A 22,608-nucleotide genomic window follows, 5' to 3' on the forward strand; every position below is an offset into this window, starting at 1 on the left:
CCCGGCCGTGACCGGGCCGCCCGGCACCCGGGACCGCGCACCCGGTGTATCCGGACAGCTCACCAGGTGTGATGTCCGACGGCCGGTTACCGGTGAGCGGCGACACAGCGTCACGATGGAGGGGTGACAGCAACCATCACCACGCCGACCGTGCCCGAGCCCGGGATGTTCCCGGTGCTGATCGAGCACGAGGCCCGGTACGCCGACCTCGACCCGAGCCGCCGGATCGGCCGCGACGCCCTGGTGCGCTGGTTCGAGGACGCCCGCGTCGCCGTCGAGCGCGACACTTTCGGCGCCGACCTCGTCGCTCGCCTGCAGTCCCGCGTACGACTGCTGCTCGCCGCCATCCGGGTCGACGTGCTGGCCCCGCTGCGGGTCGCCGGCTCCTACCGGATCGGCGTCGGCGTCAGCCACATCGGGACCACGTCGTTCTCCTACCGCTACGCGGTCTTCGCCGGCGACGAGTGCGTCGCCACCGGCGAGTCCACCTCGGTGCACACCGACGGCACCGCCCCGGCCCCGCTGACCGACGAGGTCCGCGGCGCCCTGACGACGCTGCGCATCGACGCCCCGGCCCCGAGCCGCCCCGACCGCGGCGAGGCCCGCGCGGTCCGTGAGAACTACCCGTTCCGGTGGGACGTGCGGACCCGCTTCACCGACCTGGACACCAACCGCCACGTCAACAACGTCGCGCTGGCGGCCTGGTACCTCGACGGCCTCGCCGAGCTGCACTCCGACGTGCTCGGCTACCCGGCGGGCGGCCCGCTCGACGGGCTGTCCCCGTCGTCGCTGTCGGTGCAGTACCTCGAGGAGGTCCACTACCCGGGCATCTACCAGCTCCGAGTCGCGGTCACCGACATCGGCGAGGACACCGTCCGCTACGTCTGCGGCCTGTTCGACGAGCGCAGGCTGATCGGTCTCGCCGAGGCCGAGGGCTTCCACCACGCCCCGGGCGAGGACGGCGACCCGGTCGAGCTGGCCGAGAAGCTCGCCCCGTTCCGCCTCCGCGGCTGAACCGCCGGGGGCCGTGCCCCGTCACGGCCCCCGCCCCTCGTTCCGCGCTGCCCCTCGCCCTCGGCCGCCCCTCGTTCCGCGCTGTCTGCTCGACCGCTCGTCGAGATGCAGCTCAGCGGGATCCGTGGCTCGCCAGAGCCCGCTGAGCTGCATCTCGACGCAGGGGTTCCCTGCGACGTGCGAACCCGGGGGCGTCCGCCCGCCCCGGCTGTGCCGGCCTGTCCCCGCTCTCCGGCCGCGTGCGCGCCCTCCGGCGGCACGTCCGGCCGTGAACCCCGGCCGTGAACCCCGGCCGTGAACCCCGGCCGTGAACCCCGGCCGTGAACCCCGGCCGCGGTCCTCGGCTGCGGTGCTCGGGTGCGCTGGGGCGGGTCCGTCGTCCGGAGTGGCGTCCACCAAGGTGGTGTGCGACCGGCCCGGTGACGAGCTGGTCGAGCTGTAGGGCGGCCACCGCGTGATCTTCTGAACGCCTCTCACAGCCCACAGAAGATGGATCACGCGATGACCGCACCCTCCAGTATCGACCCCACCGAGTTCCTGCACGAGCAGCTGTCCCAGGCGAGCCCGGATCTGCTGTGCCACATGTTGACCACGTTCATCAACACCCTGATGTCCGCCGACGCCGACTCGGTGTGCGGCGCGGCCTGGGGCGAGCGTTCCGAGGCTCGCACGAACACCCGCAACGGCTACCGCCACCGCGACTTCGACACCCGCGCTGGCACGATCGACGTGGCGATCCCCAAGCTGCGCAACGGCTCCTACTTCCCCGACTGGTTGCTGGAGCGTCGTCGCCGGGCGGAGCGGGCCCTGACCACGGTGGTCGCGACCTGCTACCTGCTCGGGGTCTCGACGCGGCGGATGGAGAAACTCGTCGACTCCCTGGGCATCACGAGGTTGTCGAAGTCGCAGGTCTCAGAGATGGTCCGGGACCTCGACGGCCAAGTCGAGCAGTTCCGGACGCGTCCGCTCGACCAGGGCCCCTACACCTTCGTCGCCGCCGACGCGCTCGTGCTCAAAGTCCGCGAGGGCGGCCGGGTCGTGGCAGTCCACGCCCTGCTCGCCACCGGGGTCAACGGCGACGGACACCGGGAGATCCTCGGCCTGCAGGTCAGCTCCGCCGAGGACGGCGCCGGCTGGCTGGGGTTCTTCCGCGACCTCACCGCCCGCGGTCTGACCGGCGTCGCGCTGGTCACCAGCGACGCCCACGCCGGCTTGGTGTCCGCGATCGGGGCGACCCTGCCCGGCGCCGCCTGGCAGAGGTGCAGGACGCACTACGCGGCGAACCTGATGGCTGCGACCCCGAAGCAGTCCTGGCCGTGGGTGCGGGCGTTGCTGCACTCGGTCTATGACCAGCCCGACGCCGCATCGGTGCACGCCCAGTTCGACCGGGTCCTCGACGCCTTGGCCGACAAGCTCCCGAAGGTCGCCGAGCACCTCGACGCCGCCCGAGCCGACGTCCTGGCCTTCACCGGCTTCCCGAAAGAACTGTGGCGCCAGATCTGGTCGAACAACCCCTCCGAGCGCCTGAACCGTGAGATCCGGCGCCGCACCGACGTCGTCGGGATCTTCCCCGACCGCGACTCCCTGATCCGCCTCGTCGGCGCGGTCCTGGCCGAGCAACACGACGAATGGGCCGAAGGACGCCGCTACCTCGGCCTCGACGTCCTCGCCCGCTCCCGCGTCACCAGGATCCCCGACACCGCCACCAGCGCTGAGGAGGCGACCTCGACCACCACCATCCCGGCGCTCAGCGCCTGACCGAACAAGAAGATCACGCGGTCGTCGTCACACACCACGCCAGCGGACTTGACCTGGGCGAGCAGGTCCAGCGCGGTGGTGTGCACGTCACCGAGCCCGGTCTCCACCGCCGCCCACTGCCCCTCGATGAACTTGCGCGCGAGCCCGGCGGCGGTCGTGGACGCCAACCCCGGCACCGGCGTGAGTGCCTGCCCGGCGGTGTCGGCGCGGTGCCGGTCCAGCCCGACCAGGAAGTCCTCCCCGCACAGCTGCGCCGCCGACATGCCGACCAGCATCTGCCCGGCGCTGCACCCGCGGTCGCGGTCCTTGATGGGCCCGACCGCGGCGTCGAGCTTGTCGATGATCCCGAGCCGGTCGATCAGTTCGGTCACCGCGGCCAGCCCGGAGAACCTGGTCAGCGCCGCGTCCGGCGCGCCGAGACGCACCCGCGCACACCGCGGGCGTCGCTTGCGTACTGTTCGCACCTGATAGGTGTCCTCTCAACCCGCAATGTCGTGTCGTCGCAAACACGATCATCGCAGGTCAGCGGGCACCTATCGCCATCTCCCCAGTCCGGACACCAGCGCTACTCGCGGATTCGGGTCTGATGGGGCCTGTCTCGTGATCGGTGTTTCGGCGTCGTTGCTCAGTAGGTCTCGGCTCCCGGCCAGCGGTCACCGAACGTGATGGCGAACGCGTTGATCACGGGCTTCCAACGCATCGTCCACCTCGTGCGGCCCGTCCCGGTCGGGTCCAGGCTGCGAGTCACAAGATACAAGCATTTCATCGCAGCCTGCTCAGTGGGGAAATGACCACGCGCCCGCACCGCGCGCCGGTAGCGGGCGTTAAGCGATTCGATCGCATTCGTAGAGCAGATCACCCTTCGAATCTCGACGTCGTAGTCCAAGAACGGCACGAACTCTTCCCACGCGTTGCGCCATAGCCGGATCATCGCCGCGTACTTACGGCCCCATTTCTCGTCGAGCTCATCCATAGCGATAAGTGCTGCATTCGGGTTGGGCGCGGCATAGATTGGTTTGATGTCGCGCTTCACCGCGTCCCAGTCCTGTCGACCCACCAGCCGGAAAGTGTTTCGGATCAGGTGCACGACGCAGGTTTGGACAATGGTTTGCGGCCACACGTTGGCCACGACCTCCGGGAGTCCTTTGAGGCCGTCGCAGACCAGGAACAGCACGTCACGCACGCCGCGGTTCTTCAGGTCGACCAGCACGCTCATCCAGAACTTCGCGCCCTCACTGCCGACGCCCATCCACAGCCCCAGCACGTCCTTGCAGCCGTCCACGGTGACGCCGATGGCTGCGTAGACCGGCCGGTTGGCGACCTGCCCGTCCCGGACCTTGACGTGGACAGCGTCGATGAACACCGCGGCGTACACCGAATCCAACGGCCGACCAACCCAGTCATTCATCTCGGCGACGACCTTGTCGGTGATCCGCGAGACCGTCTCCTTCGATACTGACGCCCCATAGATGTCAGCGAAATGTGCGGAAACCTCCCCGGTCGTCATCCCTTTCGCATACAGCGACAGTACGACCTCGTCGACATCTGTGAGGCGCCGCTGACGCTTCTTCACGATCTGCGGCTCGAAAGTGCTGGCCCTGTCTCTCGGAACGTCGATCTCCACGTCACCCGCGGCATCCGAGAGAACCGTCTTCGAGCGGGACCCGTTCCGCACGTTGGTGGATTCCCGGCCGGGGTCGGCCCGGTTCTTGTCGTGCCCGAGGTGCTCGGTCATCTCCTCGTTCAGCGCCGTTTCCAGAACATTCTTGGTAAAGAGCTTCAACAGGCCGTCCGGGCCGGTCAACGCCAGCCCGCGCGCCTTCGCCTCGGCCACCATCGCCGCCGCAGCGGCCCGCTCCGCCGACGCCTGCCGAGCAGGCTTCGGGTCACCCTCGCTTGGATCCACAAGGTCCGATGTCATCACTGTCCGTGCCCATCTCGCCGGACCTCAGCCCGGCGTGTCGGGCCGAAAACACCGATCTTGAAACAGTCCCGTTCCAGATGCTGGCCGCCTACCCGTGGGCGACGGTCACCGGCCTGCTCGTCATGGTCCTGGTCGCGATCTTCTTCGTCTCCGGCGCCGACGCCGCGTCGATCGTGATGGGCACCCTGTCCCAGCGCGGCACCGTCGAGCCCAGCAAGTGGGTGGTCGTCTTCTGGGGCGCCGCGATGGGCGCGGTCTCGGTGCTGATGCTGCTCACCGGGGGCGAGGACGCCCTGTCGGGCATCCAGAACCTCACGATCCTGGTCGCGGCACCGTTCGTGGTGATCATGGTGTTGCTGTGCGTGGCCCTGCACCGCGACGTCCGCCGTGACCGGGTCATCCTGCGCGCGGTCAAGAGCGCCGAGGTGATGGAGCAGGCCGTCGACTGGGCGACCGACAACCACGGCGACGACTTCTACGTGAAGGTCGGCTCCTTCGCCAAGGACGATGGGGTCACCGCCGCGTACCCCGGGGAGCGGCCGTCCCGGTCGCGGCGGTCGACCCCCTGAGCGTCCCGGCGGACCCGCAGCGCCCCGACGGCGACGCGGCTCCGGCGGACGGCGACGCCACCCCGGTGGACGGCGACGCCACCCCGGTGGACGGCGACCGGGCCGCCCAGGTCACGACCGTCGAGCGCCACTGAGACGTCGGCACTGAGACGTCGGCACCGGGACGTCGGCACCGGGACGTCGGCACCGGGACGTCGGCACCGGGACGTCGGCGCCGGGACCCCGGCGCCGGGACCCCGGCGCCGGGACCCCGGCGCCGGCCGGGACGCGTTCCCGGCCGGCGCCCGGCTCAGGCCGTGCGGAGCTCCACGCCGGCCTCGGCCAGCTCGGCCAGCGCCCGCTCCGTCGTCTCCGGGGAGACCCCCGCGCAGTGGTGCAGCAGCACCGTCGTCGCGAGCCCGAGCCGTGCGGCGTCGAGCGCGGTCGCCCGGACGCAGTGGTCGGTCGCCAGGCCGACGACGTCGACCTCGGTCACCCCGCGCTCGCCCAGCCAGTCGCCCAGCGGCTGGCCCGACTCGTTGGCGCTCGCGCCCTCGAAGCCCGAGTAGGCAGCGGTGTAGGCGCCCTTGTCGAAGACGCACTCGATCGGCGCGACGTCCAGCGCCGGGTGGAACGACGCGCCCGGCGTCCCCGCGCGGCAGTGCGGCGGCCAGGAGTCGACGAAGTCCGGGGTGTCGGAGAAGTGCGGGCCCGGGTCCACGTGCACGTCCCGGGTGGCGACGACGTGGTCGTAGGCCGTGCCGTCCCGGCCGCCGGTCGCGAGCGGCCCGATGCCGGCGGCGACGGCGGCCCCACCGGCCACCGCGAGGGCGCCGCCCTCGCAGAAGTCGTTCTGGACGTCGACGACGATCAACGCTCGGGCCATGGCTCAGCTCCCGGTGAGGAAGGTGGTCGGGATCGCGGGCTCGCCGCGGGACAGTTTCAGCCCCTCCCACGGTACGGCGACCAGCGCCGTCCGCAGCCGCTCCCGGGCGGATTCCAGGCCGGTGACGGAGCCGTCGGCGACGATCTCGCCGCCCCGTACCAGCGGCTCCGGCAGCACCCGGTCGTGCGGGCCGGGGACCGGATCGGTGCCGTAGGGGTACACGACCTCCTCGACCGCGGTGCCGGTCGGCTTGAACCGACGCAGCGCCGCCTTGCGCCCGCCGCGGGACTCCTTCGCGCTCGACCGCTTGGACACCGGGCGCCCGTCGACCTCGACGAGCTTGTAGACCATCCCGGCCGTCGGCGAGCCCGACCCGGTGACCAAGGAGGTCCCCACGCCGTAGGAGTCGACCGGCTCGGCGCGCAGCGAGGCGATCGCGTACTCGTCGAGGTCGCCGGACAGCACGATCCGGGTCCCGGTGGCACCGAGCGCGTCGAGCTGCTCGCGGGCCTGGCGGGCCAGTACGCCGAGGTCCCCGGAGTCGATGCGGACCGCACCCAGCCCGGGACCGGCGGCCGCGACGGCGTGTGAGATGCCGCGGCGGATGTCGTAGGTGTCGACGAGCAGCGTGGTGTCGGTGCCCAGGGCGGCGACCTGGCTGGCGAAGGCGGACGGCTCGTCGTCGTGCAGCAGGACCCAGGCGTGCGCGGCCGTGCCCGCTGTCGGGATGCCGTGCCGGGCACCGGCGGCGAGGTTCGACGTCGTCGCGAAGCCCGCCAGGTACGCGGCCCGTGCGGAGGCCACGGCGGCCTCCTCGTGGGTGCGCCGCGAACCCATCTCGATCAGCGGCCGCCCGGCCGCCGCGGTCACCATCCGCGCCGCGGCCGAGGCGATCGCGCTGTCGTGGTTGTAGATCGACAGCGCGAGGGTCTCGAGGATCACCGCGTCGGCGAAGGTGCCGGTCACGGTGAGGACGGGGGAGCCGGGGAAGTACAGCTCGCCCTCCGGGTAGCCGTCGACGTCGCCGGAGAAGCGGTAGTCGCGGAGCCGGTCCAGGGTCGCCGCGTCGACGACCGGGGTGAGGAACTCCAGGTCGGCGTCGGAGAAGCGGAAGCGCGACAGCGCCTCCAGCAGCCGCCCCGTCCCGGCGACGACGCCGTAGCGGCGCCCGTCGGGGAGGCGGCGCGCGAACAGCTCGAAGACGCAGTGCCGTTCGGCGGTGCCGTCGGCGAGGGCCGCCGCCACCATCGTCAGCTCGTAGCGGTCGGTCAGCAGGGCCGTGCCGGTCATGGTCGGGAGCCTACGGCCGCGCCCGCCGACGTGGTCGGGGCCGCGCTGGTCGGTGCCGGAGCGGTCGGGCCGGTGTCGGGGGCCGTGTCGGGGGCCGTGTCGGGGGCTGTGCGGTCGGGCCGGGACCGCCGTCCCGGCTGTGCCACCATGGGCGCATGTCCGCGCCGTCACCAGCGCCGTCCCCGGCGCCCACCGAGCAGGTCACGCCCGACCTGGACGAGTCCGCCGGCCCCGACACGCCGTGGCAGGCCATCGTCTGGAACGACCCGGTCAACCTCATGTCGTACGTGACCTACGTGCTGCAGAAGGTGTTCCACTACCCCGAGGCGAAGGCCACCGCGTTGATGCTCGACGTGCACCACAAGGGACGCGCCGCCGTGTCGGCCGGTGACAAGGACACCGTGGAGGGGCACGTCGCCCAGCTCCACGCGGCCGGCCTGTGGGCCACCATGCAGCGGGCCTGAGGGTGAACGGCTGGAAGCGCAGCGGCCGCGGTGACCGCGTCCGCTACACGTCCGGGTTCTCCGGCGAGGAGGCCGTCGTCCTGCGGGGGCTGTTCACCGAGATCCGCCAGATGCTCGCCGGTCGCGCCGAGTTCGCGTCCACCGACGAGCTCGCCGAGCTCACCGGTATCCGCACCGGCCCGACGTCGCGGCCGACCGACCGGGTGCTGGCCCGGCTGCTGCCGGACTTCACCACCGAGGACTCCGACCTCGCCGGCGGGATGCGCTCGCTGCACGAGCCGTCGCTGATCGAGGCCAAGGACGCCGCCGCGGCGACCGTGCTGGACACCCTGCCGGAGGCGGGTGGACGGCTGGAGCTCACCGAGGCCCAGGTCGACGCCTGGCTGGCCGCCCTCAACGACGTGCGGCTCGCGCTCGGCACCGCCCTCGACGTCAGCGAGGACATGCCCGAGCAGCTGCCCGACGACGACCCGCGGGCCCAGCACCTGGGCGTCTACCACTGGCTGACCTACGTGCAGGACTCCCTGGTCCGGGTTCGCGTCCGGGGGCTCTGACCCGACGGGTCGGGTCCCGTCACCGCCGCACGATCCGGTCGGTGGACGGCGGGGTCAGTCCCGGGTTCGCGCCGAGGTACGCGACGAACGCGTCGAGGTCCACCGGCCCCCCGACCAGCTCGGTCCCGGCGGTGAAGGTGTCGAAGCCGTCGCCGCCCGCGGACAGGAAGTTGTTCGTCGCGACCCGGTAGCGGCCGCCGTCGGTGACCGGGACACCGCCGATCGCGATGTCGCCCACCCGGTTCCCCGTCACCGTGTAGCGCAGGTTCGACGAGCTCTGCAGCACCGTCGGGCCGTCCTCGACGGTGAACTGCTGGTCGAGCACCGCCCGCAGCTGGGCACCGGTGAGCGTCATCGTCTGCAGGATGTTGCCGAACGGCTGCACGGTGTAGGCCTGCCCGTAGGTGACTCGGCCGCCCGCGCCGGGCACCAGGTCCGCGCGCACCCCGCCGGGGTTGGTCAGCGCGATCTGCGCGCCGTCGCCGCGGGAGGCGGCGAGCTGGGCGTCGGCGATCACCGTGCCGAGCGGGGACAGCCCGGTCGGCCCGGCCGCGCGCAGCAGCGGCCCGGCCACCGTCCCGACCGGACGCTCGGCCAGCGGCCGCGACTGCGCGACCGCACGGTCGACGACCTCGGCCACGCCCGGGTCGGGTGTGACGTCGCGGGTGACGACCTCGTTGCGGGCCGTCGTCGTGCCGCGGTCCACGTCGCCGTCGCCGGTCAGGGCGAGGTCGACCACCGACAGCAGCCTGCCGAACGACAGGCCCTGCACGAACGGTCGGGGGTTCCCGGCCGGGTCGGTCGCCGAGCACAGGTACTGCTGGTGGGTGTGCGCGGAGAACACCGCGTCGACGTCGGCGGACACCGCGGCCGCGATCCGCGACGCCGGCCCGCCGGGCTCGATCGCACAGGCGTCCGGGCCGCCGTCACCGGTCGTCTCGTCGCCCTGGTGCAGCAGCAGCACCTGCGCCCGCACCCCCTGCGCGGTCAGCCCGCGCGACGCCGCGTCGACCGCGGCGACCTCGTCGCCGACGGCCAGGCCGCGGATGCCGTCGGGGGAGACCAGGTCGGGCAGCTCGGACAGGGTGGCGCCGATGACACCGATCCGGGTCCCGCCCGCCTCCACCACCGTCGACGCGGCGAGCGCCGGCCGCCCGGAGCCGTCGGTCACGTTGGCGGACAGGATCGGGAAGGAGGCGCCGTCGTAGGACGGGGTGAAGCGGCAGCCGTCGGTCGGGTGGCAGCCGCCGTGCTGCAACCGGCGCAGCTCGGCGATGCCCTCGTCGAACTCGTGGTTGCCCGCGACGGACGCGGCGACACCCATCCGCTCCAGCACCTCGACGGTCGGCTCGTCGTGGAACAGCGCCGACGCCAGCGGGGACGCGCCGACGTTGTCGCCGGTGGACAGCACCACGCTCGCCGGAGCCTGTGCCCGCAGCGCCGCGACGTGCGCGGCGAGGAACGCGGCGCCGCCGGCTTCGACCTGCGCGCCGGCGTCGTCGGTCACCCGGCCCGAGGATCCCGAGGGCGGTTCCAGGTTGCCGTGCAGGTCGTTGAGCGCGATGAGCCGCACCGTGCCGGAGCCGGGGGCACCCGGGGCGGAACGGCCGGAGAGCGTCACCGCCTCGACGGTGACCCCCACCGCCAGGACGACGGCGAGCAGGGCGGCGAGGACGATTCCGACACGGCGACCGGGGGAGGACACGCAGGGCAGTATGGAGGCACCGCCGACCGCCGGGCCGTGGCCGGGATCACAGACCGTGGTGTCGAGTGCGTGAACGCCGGGTGCGGGCCCGGCGGGTGTTCGGTCCCGCCGCCGGGGCCGCGTATCCTCACGTCGTGCTCGTCCTCCGGTCCGACCTCGTCGATGCGATCGTCGCGCACGCCCGCCGGGACTTCCCGGTCGAGTCGTGCGGGCAGCTCGTCGGTCCCGAGACCGGTGAGCACCCCGAGCGCTACGTGCCGATGACCAACGCCGACGAGGTGGCGAGCGACTTCGCCTTCTCCCCGGCCGAGGACATCCGCCTGGAGCGCGAGCTGGACGCGTCCGGTGAGCGCCGCATGTTCGTCGTCCACTCCCACACGCGGCTGCCGCGGCGCCCGGTGGCGCACACCGGCCTGCCCGAGGCCTACCCGTCGCCCAAGGACGTCGCCCAGATGGAGTGGACCCCCGACCAGCACTGGCTGATCGTGGGCCTCGCCACCGCCGACGCCGAGCCCGAGGTGCGCTCCTACCACCTCGCCGACGGCGAGGTCGTGGAGGACGAGCTGGCGGTCGTGGAGTCCTACATGTTCTCCCACACCGGCTCCGACGACGTGCCCGACCGGGCCTGATCGACCCTCTCGCGCACCCGCGCCGGAGGTCGCGCGGGAATGTCGCCGTACTCCGGCCGCGTTGCCGCGTGCAGAAGTCCACGCCAGAGCGACCCCACCAGGAGTGATCACCGACATGGCCGTCTCCGTGTCCGTCCCCACCATCCTTCGCACCCACACCGGCGGCGAGAAGACCGTCGAGGCGAAGGGCGACACCGTCTCCGCGGTCATCGACGACCTGGAGTCGCGGCACAGCGGCATCAAGGACCGTCTGATCACCGACGGCAAGCTGCACCGCTTCGTCAACATCTACGTCGACGACGAGGACATCCGTTTCGCCGGCGGCCTGGAGGCCCCGGTCAAGGAGTCCTCGACGTTCACGATCCTCCCGGCCGTGGCCGGCGGTCGCTGAGCCCCACCGGAGATCGGTGCCGGGCGGCCCGCCCGCCCGGCACCGGTGCGTGAGGAGATCCCGTGCGTTACGACTCGCTGCTGCACGCCGTCGGCGACACCCCGCTCGTCGGGCTGCCGTCCCTGTCGCCGTCGGAGGACGTGCGGCTGTGGGCGAAGCTGGAGGACCGCAACCCCACCGGCTCGATCAAGGACCGGCCTGCGCTGGCCATGATCGAGGACGCCGAGAAGCAGGGGCTGCTCACGCCCGGCTGCACGATCCTGGAGCCCACCTCGGGCAACACCGGCATCTCGCTGGCGATGGCCGCGAAGCTCAAGGGCTACGAGATCATCTGCGTGATGCCGGAGAACACCTCCGAGGAGCGTCGCCAGCTGCTGGCGATGTACGGCGCGCAGATCATCTCCTCGCCGGCGGCCGGTGGGTCGAACCAGGCCGTCGCCCTCGCCAAGCAGCTGGCGTCCGAGCACTCGGACTGGGTGATGCTCTACCAGTACGGCAACCCGGCCAACACCGACGCGCACTACCGCGGCACCGGCCCGGAGATCCTGCGCGACCTGCCGTCGATCACCCACTTCGTCGCCGGGCTCGGCACCACCGGCACCCTCGTCGGGGCCGGGCGCTACCTGCGTGAGCAGAAGCCCGACGTGCAGGTCGTCGCGGCCGAGCCCCGCTACGGCGAGCTCGTCTACGGCCTGCGGAACCTGTCGGAGGGCTTCGTCCCGGAGCTCTACGACGAGACAGTGCTGACCGGTCGCTTCTCTGTCGGCTCCTACGACGCGCTGCGCCGCACCCGCCAGCTGGTGGAGCAGGAGGGCATCTTCGCCGGGATCTCCTCCGGCGCGATCCTGCACGCCGCCCTCGGCGTCGCGAACAAGGCGCTCGACGCCGGTCAGCGCGCCGACGTCGTGATGATCGTCTGCGACGGCGGATGGAAGTACCTGTCCACCGGCGCCTACTCCGGTGACCTGGGCACCGCCGCGCAGGGCATCGACGGGCACCTCTGGGCCTGAACCGGTCACAACGGGCATAGCGGGCGGGCGCGCCGGTACCGTGGACGGCATGACCGCACCCCCGGACGGCCGCCCCGCCCGTGTGCTGCCGCCCGCGCCGGTGCGCGCGGCGGTGATCATGCTGGTGTTCACCGCCGCGCTGTACGTCTTCGAGGCCGTCGACCAGGCGTCGGGCGAGATGGTCGACGCCGCCTCGGCGATCTACCCGCGCGACATCGACGGGCTGGCCGGGATCCTCACCGCGCCGCTGCTGCACGGCGACTGGGCGCATCTCGCCGCGAACAGCCTGCCGTTCCTGATCTTCGGGTTCCTCGCGATGTCCGGCGGCCCCGTCCAGTGGTTCGCGGTGACCGCGACGATCTGGCTGGTCAGCGGGCTGGGGGTGTGGCTGACCTCGCCGCTGCCGGTACTCGGCGCCTCCGGGATCGTGTTCGGCTGGTTCCTGTTCCTGCTGACCCGCGGCTTCTACGCCCGCAACGGCACGCAGATCCTGCTCGCCGTCGTCCTGTTCCTGTTCCTGTTCTACGGCTCCATCCTCTGGGGCGTGCTGCCCTCCGACCCGTCGGTGTCCTGGCAGGGCCACCTGTTCGGCGCGGTCGGCGGGGTGCTCGCCGCCTACTGGGTGTCCCGGGCCGACCGCCTACCCTCCTAGGGTGTGAGCGACGCACCCGGGCTCGACGCCCCGATCGGCATCTTCGACTCCGGGGTCGGCGGTCTGACCGTCGCCCGCTCGGTCATCGACCTGCTGCCCGCCGAGCAGATCGTCTACGTCGGTGACACCGCGCACAGCCCGTACGGGCCGCGCCGGCTCGCCGACATCCGGCGCCTCTCGCTCGGCATCGGCGACGAGCTCGTCGACTCCGGGGTCAAGGCGCTGGTCATCGCCTGCAACTCCGCCTCGGCGGCGTGCCTGGCCGACTTCCGCGAGCGCTACCCCGTGCCGGTGGTCGAGGTCGTCCGCCCGGCCGTGCGCCGCGCCGTCGCCACCACCCGCAACGGTCGGATCGGTGTCATCGGCACCGCCGCGACGATCGCCTCGGGCGCCTACTCCGACGCCTTCGACGCCGCTCCCGACACCGAGATCACCTCGGTCGCCTGCCCCCGGTTCGTCGACTTCGTCGAGCGCGGCACCACCAGCGGCCGCCAGGTCCTCGGCGTCGCCCAGGGCTACCTGGAGCCGCTCCAGCGCGCCGGGGTCGACACCGTCGTCCTCGGCTGCACCCACTACCCACTGCTGTCCGGGGTGCTGGAGATCGTCCTCGGCCCGGACGTGACGCTCGTGTCCTCGGCCGACGAGACCGCCCGCACCCTGGTCCGGACCCTGCACGCGCACGACCTGCTGCGCGACGACACCGCCCCGCCCGCACCGCACCGCTTCCTCGCCACCGGTGACCCGGAGCCCTTCGCCCGCCTGGGCCGCCGGTTCCTGGGCCCGGAGATCGGGTCGGTCGTGGGCCGCGCGGGTGCCGCGCTCCCGTCCGCCTGACGGCCGGGGGTGTGGATGCCCACCGGCCCACGACGGTGGGTCCGGCGCCGTGTCGGAGGGGCGCGGGGGTAGCGTTCCCGCCGTGATCGGAACGCTCGTCCTGGTGATCACCGTGGCGCTCTCGGCCACCGCGCTGTTCGGGCTGGTCACGACGGCGCTGAACCGGCCCCCGAGCCGGGTGCACGCCGTCGCCGTCGGCGTCTGTGTGGCGCTCGTCGTCGTGCAGGCCGCGATCGCGGCGTACCGGGTCCTGCTCGGCGGGGTCACCCTGCCCGAACAGTCGACCTTCCTCATCTACCTCGCCGTCGCGGTCTGCGTCCCGGTGATCGCGCTGCAGTTCGCCACCGCCGAACCGAGCCGCTGGGGCGGAGCCGTGATCGCGGTCGGCGCGATCGGGACGCTCGTCGCCGTGCTGCGCCTGCAGGGCCTGTGGATCCCGGGGGTGCCCGGTGCCTGAGCCCCACGCCCCCGGGCCCCGCGCCACCGCCACCGGCCCCGGCCGCATCCTCATCGCCGTCTACGGCATCTTCGCGCTCTCGGCCTCGGCGCGGGCCGGCGTGCAGATCGCCGAACGCTTCGGCGAGGCACCGCTGGCGTACTCGCTGTCCGCGCTCGCCGGGTTCGTCTACATCCTGGCCACCGTCGGCCTGGCGGGCACCGGGCCCGGCTTCCGCCGTCTCGCCTGGTCCGCCGTCGTGTTCGAGCTCGTCGGCGTGCTCGGGGTCGGCGCGTTCACCACGTTCGTCCCCGCCGACTTCCCCCGCGAGACGGTCTGGTCGCACTTCGGCGCCGGCTACGGCTTCGTCCCGCTCGTCCTGCCGTTCGTCGGACTCTGGTGGCTGCGGCGCACCTCACGAACGGGTTAGGGGCGCGCATGCAGCTGATCGTTCTCGGGTGCTCCGGCAGCGGCCCCGGACCCGAGTCCCCGGCATCGGGCTACCTCGTCGAGGCCGGGTCGACCCGCCTCACCCTCGACCTCGGCAACGGCACCCTCGGCGCCCTGCAGCGGCACGCCGACCCGTTCTCCCTCGACGCCGCGGTGTTCAGCCACCTGCATCCCGACCACTGCTCGGACTTCCCGTCGCTGGCGGTGCACCGTCGCTACCATCCCCGGCCCCCGTTCGACGCGACCGCGCGGAAGCTGCCCGTGCACGCCCCGGCCGGTGCGCACACCCGCTTCGCCCGCGCCGACGCCGTCACCGAGGCCGACTACGCCCGCACCGACCTCACCGACGTCTTCTCCTTCCACGACCTCGTGGCGGGGGAGCCGTTCACCGTCGGCGCCGGCGACGACGTCGTCACCGTCACCGCCCACGAGGTCGTGCACGTCTGCCCCGCCTGGGCGCTGCGCCTCGAGCACCGCGGCCGGGTGCTGACCTACTCCGGGGACACCGCCGCCTGCCCCGGACTCGTCGAGGCCGCCCGCGACGCCGACCTGCTGCTCTGCGAGGCCAGCTGGCCGCACGCCGAGGCCGGACCGCCCGGGGTGCACCTGTCCGGACGGGAGGCGGGCGAGCACGCCGCGGCTGCCGGCGCCCGGCGTCTGGTCGTCACCCACGTCCCGGCCTGGTTCGACCGCGAGTCCCTCGGCGCCGAGGCCAAGGCGGCCTTCGGCGGGACCGTCGAGCTCGCCCGGCCCGACGCGGTGTTCGAGGTCTGAACCGGCTTCCTACGATGGTCCGGTGACACGAACCGAGGGCAGGGCCGACGGCCGGACCGACGACGAGATGCGGCCGGTGACCATCACCCGGGGCTTCCAGAAGCACCCTGCGGGATCGGTGCTGGTGGAGTTCGGTGACACGAAGGTGCTGTGCGCCGCCAGCGTCACCGACGGGGTACCGCGCTGGCGCAAGGGATCCGGCCTCGGCTGGGTCACCGCCGAGTACGCGATGCTGCCCTCGGCCACCGACACCCGCTCGTCGCGGGAGTCGGTGAAGGGGCGGATCGGCGGCCGCACCCACGAGATCTCCCGGCTGATCGGCCGGTCCCTGCGTGCCTGCATCGACCTGCGCGCGCTCGGCGAGAACACGATCGCGATCGACTGCGACGTCCTGCAGGCCGACGGCGGCACCCGCACCGCGGCGATCACCGGCGCCTACGTGGCCCTGTGCGACGCCGTCACCTGGCTCGGGGAGCAGGGCAAGCTGTCCGACCCCAAGCCGATCTCCTGTCAGGTCGCCGCGGTGTCGGTCGGCGTCGTCGACGGACGCGTCCGGCTCGACCTGCCCTACGAGGAGGACTCGCGGGCCGAGGTCGACACGAACGTCGTCGCCACCGAGACCGGGACGCTGATCGAGGTCCAGGGGACCGGCGAGGGCGCCACGTTCTCCCGCTCGACCCTCGACGCGATGCTCGACTCCGCGCTCGCCGGGATCGCCGAGCTGTCCCGCCTCCAGGTCGATGTGCTCGCCGCGCCGCACCCGAAGATCGTCGCGCAGACCGCCCCCGCCGCCCCGGGCACCGCGGGGGAGGGCGACGCGTGAGGATCCTGCTCGCCACCCGCAACGCCAAGAAGCTCGTCGAGCTGCGCCGGATCACCGAGGCCGCGGGTCTCTCCGGGGTGGAGATCGTCGGGCTCGCCGACGTCCCCGAGTTCCCCGAGGCCCCTGAGACCGGCGCGACCTTCGCCGCGAACGCGCTCGCCAAGGCCCGCGACGCCGCCGCCGCGACCGGGCTGCCCGCGATCGCCGACGACTCGGGCATCACCGTCGACGCCCTCAACGGCATGCCGGGCATCTTCTCCGCCCGCTGGTCCGGCCGGCACGGCGACGACGCGGCCAACCTGGCGCTGCTGCTCGGACAGACCGCCGACGTCCCCGACGAGCGCCGCGGCGCCTCGTTCGTGTGCGCCGCCGCGCTCGTCACGCCCGAGGCGGCGGCCGGGCTCCATGACACCGACGACACCGACGGCTCCGATGCCACCGGCGGCCCCGACGCGGAGGACTCCGTGCCCGGGCGCACTGTGGTGCACGGGACGTGGCGCGGCACCCTGCTGCGTGCCCCGCGCGGGGAGAACGGGTTCGGCTACGACCCGATCTTCGCCCCGGAGGGCGACACCCGCTCCTCGGCCGAGCTCAGCGCCGAGGAGAAGGACGCCGCCTCCCACCGCGGGACCGCGCTGCGCGCACTCGTCCCGCACCTGCAGGCGCTGCTCGCCCGCGACTGAGGGCTACTCGGGGGCGGGCTCGGCCAGGACGCGCTGCGCGATCCGGAACGCCGAGTTCGCCGCCGGGACCCCGCAGTAGATCGCGGTCTGCAGGATGATCTCGACGATCTCGTCGGTGGTCAGGCCGTTGCGCCGGGCCGCCCGTACGTGCAGCTCGAACTCCTCCCAGTGCCCGTGCGCGACGAGTGCGGTCAGCGTCACCGCCGAGCGCATCCGGCGCTCCAGCCCGGGGCGGGTCCAGATCTCGTTCCACGCGTAGCGGGTGATCAGCTTCTGGAAGTCCGCGGTCGTGTCGTCGACGCGGCCCAGCGCCGCGTCGACGTAGTCCTGGCCGAGGACCTCGCGGCGCACGGCCAGCCCATCGGCGTCCAGTTCGGCGGGATCGATACCCGAGTCGCTCATGGTCGGCAGCCTCTCACGGCCCATCCCCATGGCACGCCGGCCGAGGTCGCCCGACGACCGGCGGCGGGGACCGGTCGGTGCGGCGACGCGGCCGACGGCACCGGCGCGGGGCTCGGTACCGTGACGTCCGTGCGGTGGTGGCGGTTTCTGCTGGGCTGCCTCGGGCTGGTGCTCGCGGCCGCACTCGTCGTACTCGTGGCCCGGTCGCTGGGGCTGTCTGCGTTCCCCCGGTTCGGAGAGCTGCGCCGGGCCGTCGAGTCGGCCGGGCTCTGGGGCCCGGTCGTGTTCGTCCTGCTCCAGGTCGCGCTCAACGTCCCGCCCTTCCCCCGGACGGTGTTCACCGTGTCCGCCGGGGTGCTGTTCGGTGCCGTCGGCGGGGCCGCGCTGACCCTGTTCGCGACCGCACTGTCCGCGGTCGTGGCGTTCGCGCTCGTCCGTGCCACCGGCGGAGGGCTCGTCGCCCGCTACGCGCGCCACCCGCGCGCGGTGTGGGTGCGCCGCAGGCTCGACCACCACGGCGTGCTGGCGGTGACGTCGCTGCGGCTGATCCCGATGGTGCCGTTCGCGGTGCTGAACTACCTGTCCGGTCTGTCCCAGGTGCGGTTCTGGCCCTACCTGGTCGGCACCGTGATCGGGTCGGCACCGAGCACCATCGCCGTCGTGGCCCTCGGCGACGCGGTGACCGGGCACGTGCCGCCCGCGCTGCTGCTGGTGTCGGGGATCTGCGCGGTGCTCGGGCTGGGAGGGGTGCTGCTCGCCGCCCGCCGGCCGCTGCCCGACGAGCCCGACGGCGTCACGCCCGGGGGTGCCGGGCCGACCGGGACCGCGCCGCCCGCCGGGTGAGGCGGGCGACGCGACGCGTGCCGGCGGCGGGATTCGAACCCGCACTTGCGGCCACCTAAAGACCGTGCCTCTGCCGTTGGGCTACGCCGGCCGGCTCTTGCGGACACACCACGTCGTCGTCTGGGCGTGGCAGTTCGGGCACAGGATACGGAGGTTCTCCAGCCGGTTGTCGGTGTGGTCACCGTTGACGTGGTCCAGCTGTAGTGGCAACGGCAGGTCCCGCCACCGGTCCAGTCCGCGCAGCTCGCACCGGGCCTCCTTCAGCCCGGCGGCGTCTACGGCCGTCCACCGGGCCCGGCAGGTGGCTCGCGTCGGCGCCCACCCGCGCGATGTGGGCACGCAGCCAGTCGTAACGGCCCGGGCGCAGCCCGAGGGCCCGGCACACCTCGGCCATCGTCTGCGACGCCGCCACCGCGGCGACCAGCTCCTCGTCGGTCCACCGGCGGGCGCGGGGCACGCCCGCTCACCCCGCGCCCGCCGGCCGGTCCGGCATCAGACCTTCCAGTCCCGGCGGAGCTTCGCCACGTGCCCGGTCGCCTTCACGTTGTACTGCGCGTCGACGATCGTGCCGTCCTCGCCGACCAGGAAGGTCGACCGGATCACACCGGTGACGGTCTTGCCGTAGAGCTTCTTCTCCCCGAAGGCACCCCAGGCGGTGAGGACCTCGCGGTCGGGGTCGGACAGCAGCGGGAAGGTCAGCTTCTCGTTGTCGCGGAAGGTCGCGAGCTTGGCGGGCTTGTCCGGGGAGATGCCCAGCACGTCGATGCCCGCCTCGTTCAGCTCGGCGAGGTTGTCGCGGAAGTCGCAGGCCTCCTTCGTGCAGCCCGGGGTGCTCGCCGCCGGGTAGAAGTAGACGACGACCTTGCGGCCGCGGTAGTCGGCCAGGGAGACGGGCGTGCCGTCGGCGTCGTCGAGGGTGAAGTCGGGGGCGGGGTCGCCCGCCTGCAGCCGTGTGCTCATGTCGATCAGCGTGCCACCCGCCGGCCGCGACGCCGCCACGAGTGTGGTGCCTGTGGACGTACCGGCCGGTTGTGGACGGATGCGACACCGACGACCGTCGGGCGCACCCGATCGGCGGCGCGCCGGTGGCCGGGCGCGCGGTCCGCCCCCGTCGGTGGCTACGGTGTGTCCCACGCCGCTCGCGGTGCCCGGACAGAGGTGTCGGGGCAGCGTCGGGCGCGAGCAGCAGGAGTCCCGTACGCGGACGCGTACCGGCCGAACCGGAGGTGGACGTGGTGGCCCGCGACCCCGAGAACATCCAGCGCGAGATCGAGAAGACCCGGGACGCGCTGGCCGAGAGTCTGGACGCGCTGGCGGACCGGGCGAACCCGAAGAACCTCATCGAGGGCGGCAAGGCGCAGCTCGCCGAGCGGCTCGCCGACCCGAAGATCAAGTACTCGCTCATCGCGGTCGGCGCGCTGGTCGGGCTGGCGATCGTCCGCTCGATCTTCCGCTAGACCGCCTGCACGTCACGCCCGGCCGGTGCACGCACCGGCCGGGCGTCGGTGTGTCAGGACAGCGAGTTGCGCAGTTCCAGCACCGCGGCGCGGTCGGCGCCCTCGGCCAGCGGACGGCGGTATCGGGCGACGAGCCGGGCCGCGCCGAACCCGGCGACGGCGACGAGGTCGTCGCCGCGCAGGTAGCCGAGGACCGTGCCCTTCACCGGGCCGTCGCCGAGACCCTCCCCGTGCAACGGCAGCAGCGAGTCCGCGCGGTCCGGCCACCCCACGAGCTGGATCTTCATGCCGAACTGGTCGGACCAGAAGAACGGCACCGCGGCAGGCGGCAGGTCGGTGCCGGTGATGTCCGCGGCGACCGCGGCGGCCTGGTCGCTCGCCGAGGTCCAGTGCTCCAGCCGGGCGCGCTCGCCGGTGTCCGGGCCGGTCCAGGCGGCGGCGTCGCCCGCCGCCCACACCCCGGGCAGCCCGTCGACCCGGCCCCGGTGGTCGCACGGGATCCCGGCGGAGACGTCGACGCCGGTGGCCTCCAGCCAGCCCAGGTCGAGCATCCCGCCGACGCCGACGACGATCTCGTCGGCCGTCACCGTCGACCCGTCGGAGAGGGTGGCGCCCGAGGACGTCAGCTCCGACACCGCCACCCCGGTGCGCAGGTCGACCCCGGCGTCGACCATCAGCCGGGCCACCACCGCACCGGCCTGTTCGCCCAGGAGCCGCGCCATCGGCACGGTGCCGGTCTCGACCACGGTGACCGCGACACCCCTGTCCCGGGCGGTGCTCGCGACCTCGGCCCCGATGAACCCGGCACCGACCACGAGCAGCGACGACGCCGAGGCGAGCGCGTCGCGCAGCCGTTCGGCCTCGTCGACGGCGCGCAGCAGGTGCGCGGAGTCCGGCTGGCCGTCGAGCACCCGGGAGGTGACCCCCACGGCGAGGACGACGGCGTCGGCGTGCAGCACGGTGCCGTCGTCGAGCTCGACCTCGGAGCCGTCGGCCGGGTCCTCACCGGGCCGCAGCGCGACCGCGGAACGGCCGAGATGGGTGCGCACGCCGAGCTCGGCGAGGTCCTCGGCGGTGCACAGGTCGATCTTGGTGCGTTCCCACGCGCCGGCGAGGAACTGCTTCGACAGCGGGGGGCGGTCGTAGGGGAGGTGCTCCTCGGCCCCCACCAGGCTGATCCGGCCCTCGTAGCCGTCCCGGCGCAGGTTCTCCACCGTCCGCAGCCCGGCCAGCCCTGCGCCGACCACCAGCACGTGTTCCGGCACGCTCATCTCCTACCTCCCCGCTCCGGGGCCGGACGGTGCGCCGGTCCCGTCCCGATCTTCGCGGACGGCGTGCGACGCGGCCGCGCGGCCCGGCCGTCAGAAGGTGCGGTCGTCCGGGTCGAGCCGGTTGCGCAGCCGCGACAGGGTCTGTGCGAGCAGCCGGGAGACGTGCATCTGGGAGATGCCGACCTCCTGGGCGATCTGGGTCTGGGTGCGGTTGCCGAAGAACCGGAGCATCACGATCGTCCGCTCCCGTGGCGCGAGCTCGGCGAGCAGCGGGCGCAGCGACTCGCGGTAGTCGACCCGGTCGAGCTCGGCGTCGGCGTCGCCGACCAGCTCGCCCACGGTCGCACTGCCGTTCTCCGACGACAGCATCTCGTCGAGCGAGGAGCTGCGGTAGGCCTCGGCGGCCTCCAGGCCCTCCAGTACCTCGCCGACGGGCAGGTCGAGGTACTCCGCGAGCTCCGAGGGCCGGGGCGCGCGACCGAGGGTCTGGGACAGCTCGGACACCGCGCCGTTGATCGACACGTGCATGTCCTTGAGCCGTCGCGGTACCCGCATCGACCAGCTCTGGTCCCTGAAGTGCCGGCGCACCTCACCGGAGATCGTGGGCACGGCGAAGGAGAAGAACTCGCCGCCCTTCTCCGGGTCGAACCGGTCGATGGCGTTGATCAGCCCGACCGTCGCGACCTGCACGAGGTCGTCGAGGGGCTCGCCCCGGTGGTTGAACCGGCGGGCGATGTGCTGGGCGACGGGCAGGTAGCCGGTGACGAGCTGCTCGCGCAGCCGCTCCCGGCGGGGATCGCCGTCGTCGAGGCCCGCGTACTGCTCGAGCAGCGGGGTGAGGTGGGCGTACTGGGGGTCCACCGTCACGTCACGGTCCGTGACCTGCGAGCTTGTGCAGCCGGATGGTGAGGGCGGGGCGGCCGCCGTCCTCACCACCGGTCTCGACGGCGACGTGGTCGGCCAGGGTCTGCAGGACCCGCCAGCCGAAGCTGTCGGTGGGCAGCTGCGCGCCGCTGCCGGTCTCGACCCGGGCGGTGACCTCGATGCGCTCGTCGGACACGGCGAAGGTGCACCGCAGCGGCGTGCCGGGAGTGGCCATCGCGACGAGCGTCGCACACGCCTCGTCGACGGCCATCCGCAGATCGGAGACCGCGTCCAGGTCGAAGTCCGCGCGCGCGGCGAGGTCGGAGGCCACCGCGCGGACCGTGGGGATCAACGCGGGCCGCGCGGCGACCCGGATCTCGACGGTGTTGTCGGTGCCGGCGGGGTGCGCCGTGCCTGCCACGTCCTCCTGGGCCACGCTGACGAGTCCTTTCGTACGACGGGGGTGTCGGGCCGGATCATGTCGCCTCCGGCGGGGATGTGCAGACCGGGTGTCCGCTCAGGCGCCGGGAATGCCTTCCTGATCGGGCAGGACGGTGAACAGCTGGGCGGAGCCCGTGACCTCGAGCGGCCGGAGCACGGCCCGGTTGGTGGCGACGACGAACAGTCGCCGTCCGTCCCGGGCGGCCCGACGGGCGGTGTGGATGAGCACGCCCAGGCCGCTGGAGGCGAGGAACGTGACGCCCTCCAGGTCGACGGCGAGGTCGCGGCCGTCGCCGTCGGGCGGGAGGTTCAGCAGCTCGTCGAGGGCCGTCTCGAGACGCGGCGCGGTCAGGGTGTCGACCTCGCCACGCACGGTGAGCACGGTCAGGCCACTGCGCGGTGAGGACAGGCGGACCCCGAGGTGGGTGGAGTCGGCGGGGTCCAGCTCGGCGTCGCCGTCCCCCCGGGACGGTTGCGCCGGCGCGGATCCGGGCAGGGTGATCAC

Annotated in this window: 29 protein-coding genes and 1 tRNA gene; 17 read left to right on the forward strand and 13 right to left on the reverse strand. The window is 73.0% G+C overall.

Going from position 1 to position 22,608, the window contains the following annotated elements; all coding sequences use genetic code 11:
- The first annotated feature begins 123 nt into the window (after positions 1 to 123).
- Positions 124 to 1,014, forward strand: a complete 891-nt coding sequence (locus tag XF36_RS03505) for a thioesterase family protein (protein WP_060710871.1) — start codon at positions 124 to 126, stop codon at positions 1,012 to 1,014.
- Between the two features lie 501 nt (positions 1,015 to 1,515).
- The gene (locus XF36_RS03510) at positions 1,516 to 2,772 is read left to right on the forward strand and encodes an IS256 family transposase (protein ID WP_060710872.1); all 1,257 of its coding nucleotides are present in this window, start codon (positions 1,516 to 1,518) and stop codon (positions 2,770 to 2,772) included.
- Here the strand turns inward: XF36_RS03510 and XF36_RS31215 are convergent.
- Both XF36_RS31215 and XF36_RS03520 read right to left on the reverse strand, forming a co-directional pair.
- Positions 2,661 to 3,197, reverse strand: a complete 537-nt coding sequence (locus tag XF36_RS31215; RefSeq protein WP_145981242.1) for a hypothetical protein — start codon at positions 3,195 to 3,197, stop codon at positions 2,661 to 2,663. The genes XF36_RS03510 and XF36_RS31215 overlap by 112 nt on opposite strands.
- A gap of 200 nt (positions 3,198 to 3,397) precedes the next feature.
- Positions 3,398 to 4,609, reverse strand: coding sequence for an IS256 family transposase (locus tag XF36_RS03520; protein WP_238589343.1), 1,212 nt, complete (start codon positions 4,607 to 4,609; stop codon positions 3,398 to 3,400).
- Between the two features lie 164 nt (positions 4,610 to 4,773).
- Between XF36_RS03520 and XF36_RS03525 the strand changes: the two genes are divergently transcribed.
- Positions 4,774 to 5,265: a BCCT family transporter gene (locus XF36_RS03525; RefSeq protein WP_060710874.1), complete on the forward strand. Its 492-nt coding sequence runs from the start codon at positions 4,774 to 4,776 to the stop codon at positions 5,263 to 5,265.
- Between the two features lie 289 nt (positions 5,266 to 5,554).
- Here the strand turns inward: XF36_RS03525 and XF36_RS03530 are convergent, their stop codons facing one another.
- Both XF36_RS03530 and XF36_RS03535 read right to left on the reverse strand, forming a co-directional pair.
- Positions 5,555 to 6,130 carry an isochorismatase family protein gene (locus XF36_RS03530; RefSeq protein WP_060710875.1) on the reverse strand — a complete coding sequence of 192 codons (576 nt, stop codon included), beginning with the start codon at positions 6,128 to 6,130 and terminating at the stop codon, positions 5,555 to 5,557.
- Positions 6,131 to 6,133: 3 nt separating this feature from the next.
- Positions 6,134 to 7,420, reverse strand: a complete 1,287-nt coding sequence (locus tag XF36_RS03535) for a nicotinate phosphoribosyltransferase (RefSeq protein ID WP_060710876.1) — start codon at positions 7,418 to 7,420, stop codon at positions 6,134 to 6,136.
- 155 nt (positions 7,421 to 7,575) lie between these two features.
- Between XF36_RS03535 and clpS the strand changes: the two genes are divergently transcribed.
- Together clpS and XF36_RS03545 are read left to right on the forward strand one after the other, a co-directional pair.
- Positions 7,576 to 7,884 (forward strand): ATP-dependent Clp protease adapter ClpS, encoded by a 309-nt coding sequence (gene clpS / locus XF36_RS03540; protein ID WP_060710877.1) that lies wholly within the window; start codon positions 7,576 to 7,578, stop codon positions 7,882 to 7,884.
- A 2-nt stretch (positions 7,885 to 7,886) separates the two neighbouring features.
- Positions 7,887 to 8,438, forward strand: coding sequence for a DUF2017 domain-containing protein (locus XF36_RS03545; RefSeq protein WP_060710878.1), 552 nt, complete (start codon positions 7,887 to 7,889; stop codon positions 8,436 to 8,438).
- Between the two features lie 19 nt (positions 8,439 to 8,457).
- Here the strand turns inward: XF36_RS03545 and XF36_RS03550 are convergent, their stop codons facing one another.
- Positions 8,458 to 10,143 carry a bifunctional metallophosphatase/5'-nucleotidase gene (locus tag XF36_RS03550; RefSeq protein WP_414706214.1) on the reverse strand — a complete coding sequence of 562 codons (1,686 nt, stop codon included), beginning with the start codon at positions 10,141 to 10,143 and terminating at the stop codon, positions 8,458 to 8,460.
- Between the two features lie 134 nt (positions 10,144 to 10,277).
- On the opposite strand from XF36_RS03550, the gene XF36_RS03555 reads away from it, so the two are divergent.
- From XF36_RS03555 to XF36_RS03600, 10 genes are all read left to right on the forward strand, one after another.
- Positions 10,278 to 10,772, forward strand: coding sequence for a Mov34/MPN/PAD-1 family protein (locus XF36_RS03555; RefSeq protein ID WP_064485547.1), 495 nt, complete (start codon positions 10,278 to 10,280; stop codon positions 10,770 to 10,772).
- Positions 10,773 to 10,887: 115 nt separating this feature from the next.
- Entirely contained in the window at positions 10,888 to 11,163 is a 276-nt protein-coding gene (locus tag XF36_RS03560) for a MoaD/ThiS family protein (RefSeq protein WP_043278539.1), read from the forward strand.
- Between the two features lie 62 nt (positions 11,164 to 11,225).
- Entirely contained in the window at positions 11,226 to 12,173 is a 948-nt protein-coding gene (locus XF36_RS03565) for a PLP-dependent cysteine synthase family protein (RefSeq protein ID WP_060710879.1), read from the forward strand.
- 49 nt (positions 12,174 to 12,222) lie between these two features.
- Complete coding sequence (locus tag XF36_RS03570; protein WP_060710880.1) at positions 12,223 to 12,825, forward strand: rhomboid family intramembrane serine protease; 603 nt, start codon at positions 12,223 to 12,225, stop codon at positions 12,823 to 12,825.
- Between the two features lie 3 nt (positions 12,826 to 12,828).
- Positions 12,829 to 13,659: a glutamate racemase gene (gene murI, locus XF36_RS03575; RefSeq protein WP_060710881.1), complete on the forward strand. Its 831-nt coding sequence runs from the start codon at positions 12,829 to 12,831 to the stop codon at positions 13,657 to 13,659.
- Positions 13,660 to 13,741: 82 nt separating this feature from the next.
- On the forward strand, positions 13,742 to 14,116 hold the full coding sequence (locus tag XF36_RS03580) for a hypothetical protein (protein ID WP_060710882.1): 375 nt from the start codon (positions 13,742 to 13,744) through the stop codon (positions 14,114 to 14,116).
- Positions 14,109 to 14,525, forward strand: coding sequence for a hypothetical protein (locus tag XF36_RS03585; protein ID WP_020624065.1), 417 nt, complete (start codon positions 14,109 to 14,111; stop codon positions 14,523 to 14,525). Before XF36_RS03580 ends, XF36_RS03585 begins: the two co-directional genes overlap by 8 nt.
- A gap of 8 nt (positions 14,526 to 14,533) precedes the next feature.
- Entirely contained in the window at positions 14,534 to 15,319 is a 786-nt protein-coding gene (locus tag XF36_RS03590) for an MBL fold metallo-hydrolase (protein ID WP_060710883.1), read from the forward strand.
- Between the two features lie 67 nt (positions 15,320 to 15,386).
- A complete protein-coding gene (gene rph / locus XF36_RS03595; protein ID WP_060714383.1) occupies positions 15,387 to 16,142 on the forward strand; it encodes a ribonuclease PH in 756 nt (251 codons plus the stop codon).
- Positions 16,139 to 16,825, forward strand: coding sequence for a non-canonical purine NTP pyrophosphatase (locus XF36_RS03600; protein WP_060710884.1), 687 nt, complete (start codon positions 16,139 to 16,141; stop codon positions 16,823 to 16,825). Before rph ends, XF36_RS03600 begins: the two co-directional genes overlap by 4 nt.
- A gap of 3 nt (positions 16,826 to 16,828) precedes the next feature.
- Here XF36_RS03600 and XF36_RS03605 read toward each other — a convergent pair whose 3' ends face one another.
- Positions 16,829 to 17,227, reverse strand: a complete 399-nt coding sequence (locus tag XF36_RS03605) for a carboxymuconolactone decarboxylase family protein (RefSeq protein ID WP_020624061.1) — start codon at positions 17,225 to 17,227, stop codon at positions 16,829 to 16,831.
- A 129-nt stretch (positions 17,228 to 17,356) separates the two neighbouring features.
- Here XF36_RS03605 and XF36_RS03610 point away from each other — a divergent pair, with 129 nt between their 5' ends.
- Positions 17,357 to 18,070, forward strand: coding sequence for a TVP38/TMEM64 family protein (locus tag XF36_RS03610; protein ID WP_060714384.1), 714 nt, complete (start codon positions 17,357 to 17,359; stop codon positions 18,068 to 18,070).
- 18 nt (positions 18,071 to 18,088) lie between these two features.
- On the opposite strand, the gene XF36_RS03615 is transcribed toward XF36_RS03610, so the two are convergent.
- The 3 genes from XF36_RS03615 to bcp all read right to left on the reverse strand — a co-directional run bounded on the left by XF36_RS03615 (position 18,089) and on the right by bcp (position 19,030).
- A tRNA-Leu gene (locus XF36_RS03615) sits at positions 18,089 to 18,161 on the reverse strand.
- The gene (locus XF36_RS32140) at positions 18,152 to 18,409 is read right to left on the reverse strand and encodes an HNH endonuclease (RefSeq protein ID WP_168169454.1); all 258 of its coding nucleotides are present in this window, start codon (positions 18,407 to 18,409) and stop codon (positions 18,152 to 18,154) included. Before XF36_RS32140 ends, XF36_RS03615 begins: the two co-directional genes overlap by 10 nt.
- A 153-nt stretch (positions 18,410 to 18,562) precedes the next feature.
- Entirely contained in the window at positions 18,563 to 19,030 is a 468-nt protein-coding gene (gene bcp / locus XF36_RS03620; RefSeq protein ID WP_060714385.1) for a thioredoxin-dependent thiol peroxidase, read from the reverse strand.
- 275 nt (positions 19,031 to 19,305) lie between these two features.
- Here bcp and XF36_RS03625 point away from each other — a divergent pair, with 275 nt between their 5' ends.
- On the forward strand, positions 19,306 to 19,527 hold the full coding sequence (locus tag XF36_RS03625) for a DUF3618 domain-containing protein (RefSeq protein ID WP_060714386.1): 222 nt from the start codon (positions 19,306 to 19,308) through the stop codon (positions 19,525 to 19,527).
- A gap of 53 nt (positions 19,528 to 19,580) precedes the next feature.
- Here XF36_RS03625 and XF36_RS03630 read toward each other — a convergent pair whose 3' ends face one another.
- From XF36_RS03630 to XF36_RS03645, 4 genes are all read right to left on the reverse strand, one after another.
- Positions 19,581 to 20,798, reverse strand: a complete 1,218-nt coding sequence (locus XF36_RS03630; RefSeq protein ID WP_060710885.1) for an NAD(P)/FAD-dependent oxidoreductase — start codon at positions 20,796 to 20,798, stop codon at positions 19,581 to 19,583.
- A 90-nt stretch (positions 20,799 to 20,888) separates the two neighbouring features.
- Complete coding sequence (locus XF36_RS03635; protein WP_060710886.1) at positions 20,889 to 21,665, reverse strand: SigB/SigF/SigG family RNA polymerase sigma factor; 777 nt, start codon at positions 21,663 to 21,665, stop codon at positions 20,889 to 20,891.
- A gap of 1 nt (position 21,666) precedes the next feature.
- Positions 21,667 to 22,098 carry an ATP-binding protein gene (locus XF36_RS03640; RefSeq protein WP_060710887.1) on the reverse strand — a complete coding sequence of 144 codons (432 nt, stop codon included), beginning with the start codon at positions 22,096 to 22,098 and terminating at the stop codon, positions 21,667 to 21,669.
- An 81-nt stretch (positions 22,099 to 22,179) separates the two neighbouring features.
- On the reverse strand, positions 22,180 to 22,608 hold the full coding sequence (locus XF36_RS03645) for an STAS domain-containing protein (protein ID WP_060710888.1): 429 nt from the start codon (positions 22,606 to 22,608) through the stop codon (positions 22,180 to 22,182).

The organism is Pseudonocardia sp. HH130629-09, assembly GCF_001294645.1.
In the GTDB taxonomy this organism is placed as follows: Bacteria; Actinomycetota; Actinomycetes; order Mycobacteriales; family Pseudonocardiaceae; genus Pseudonocardia.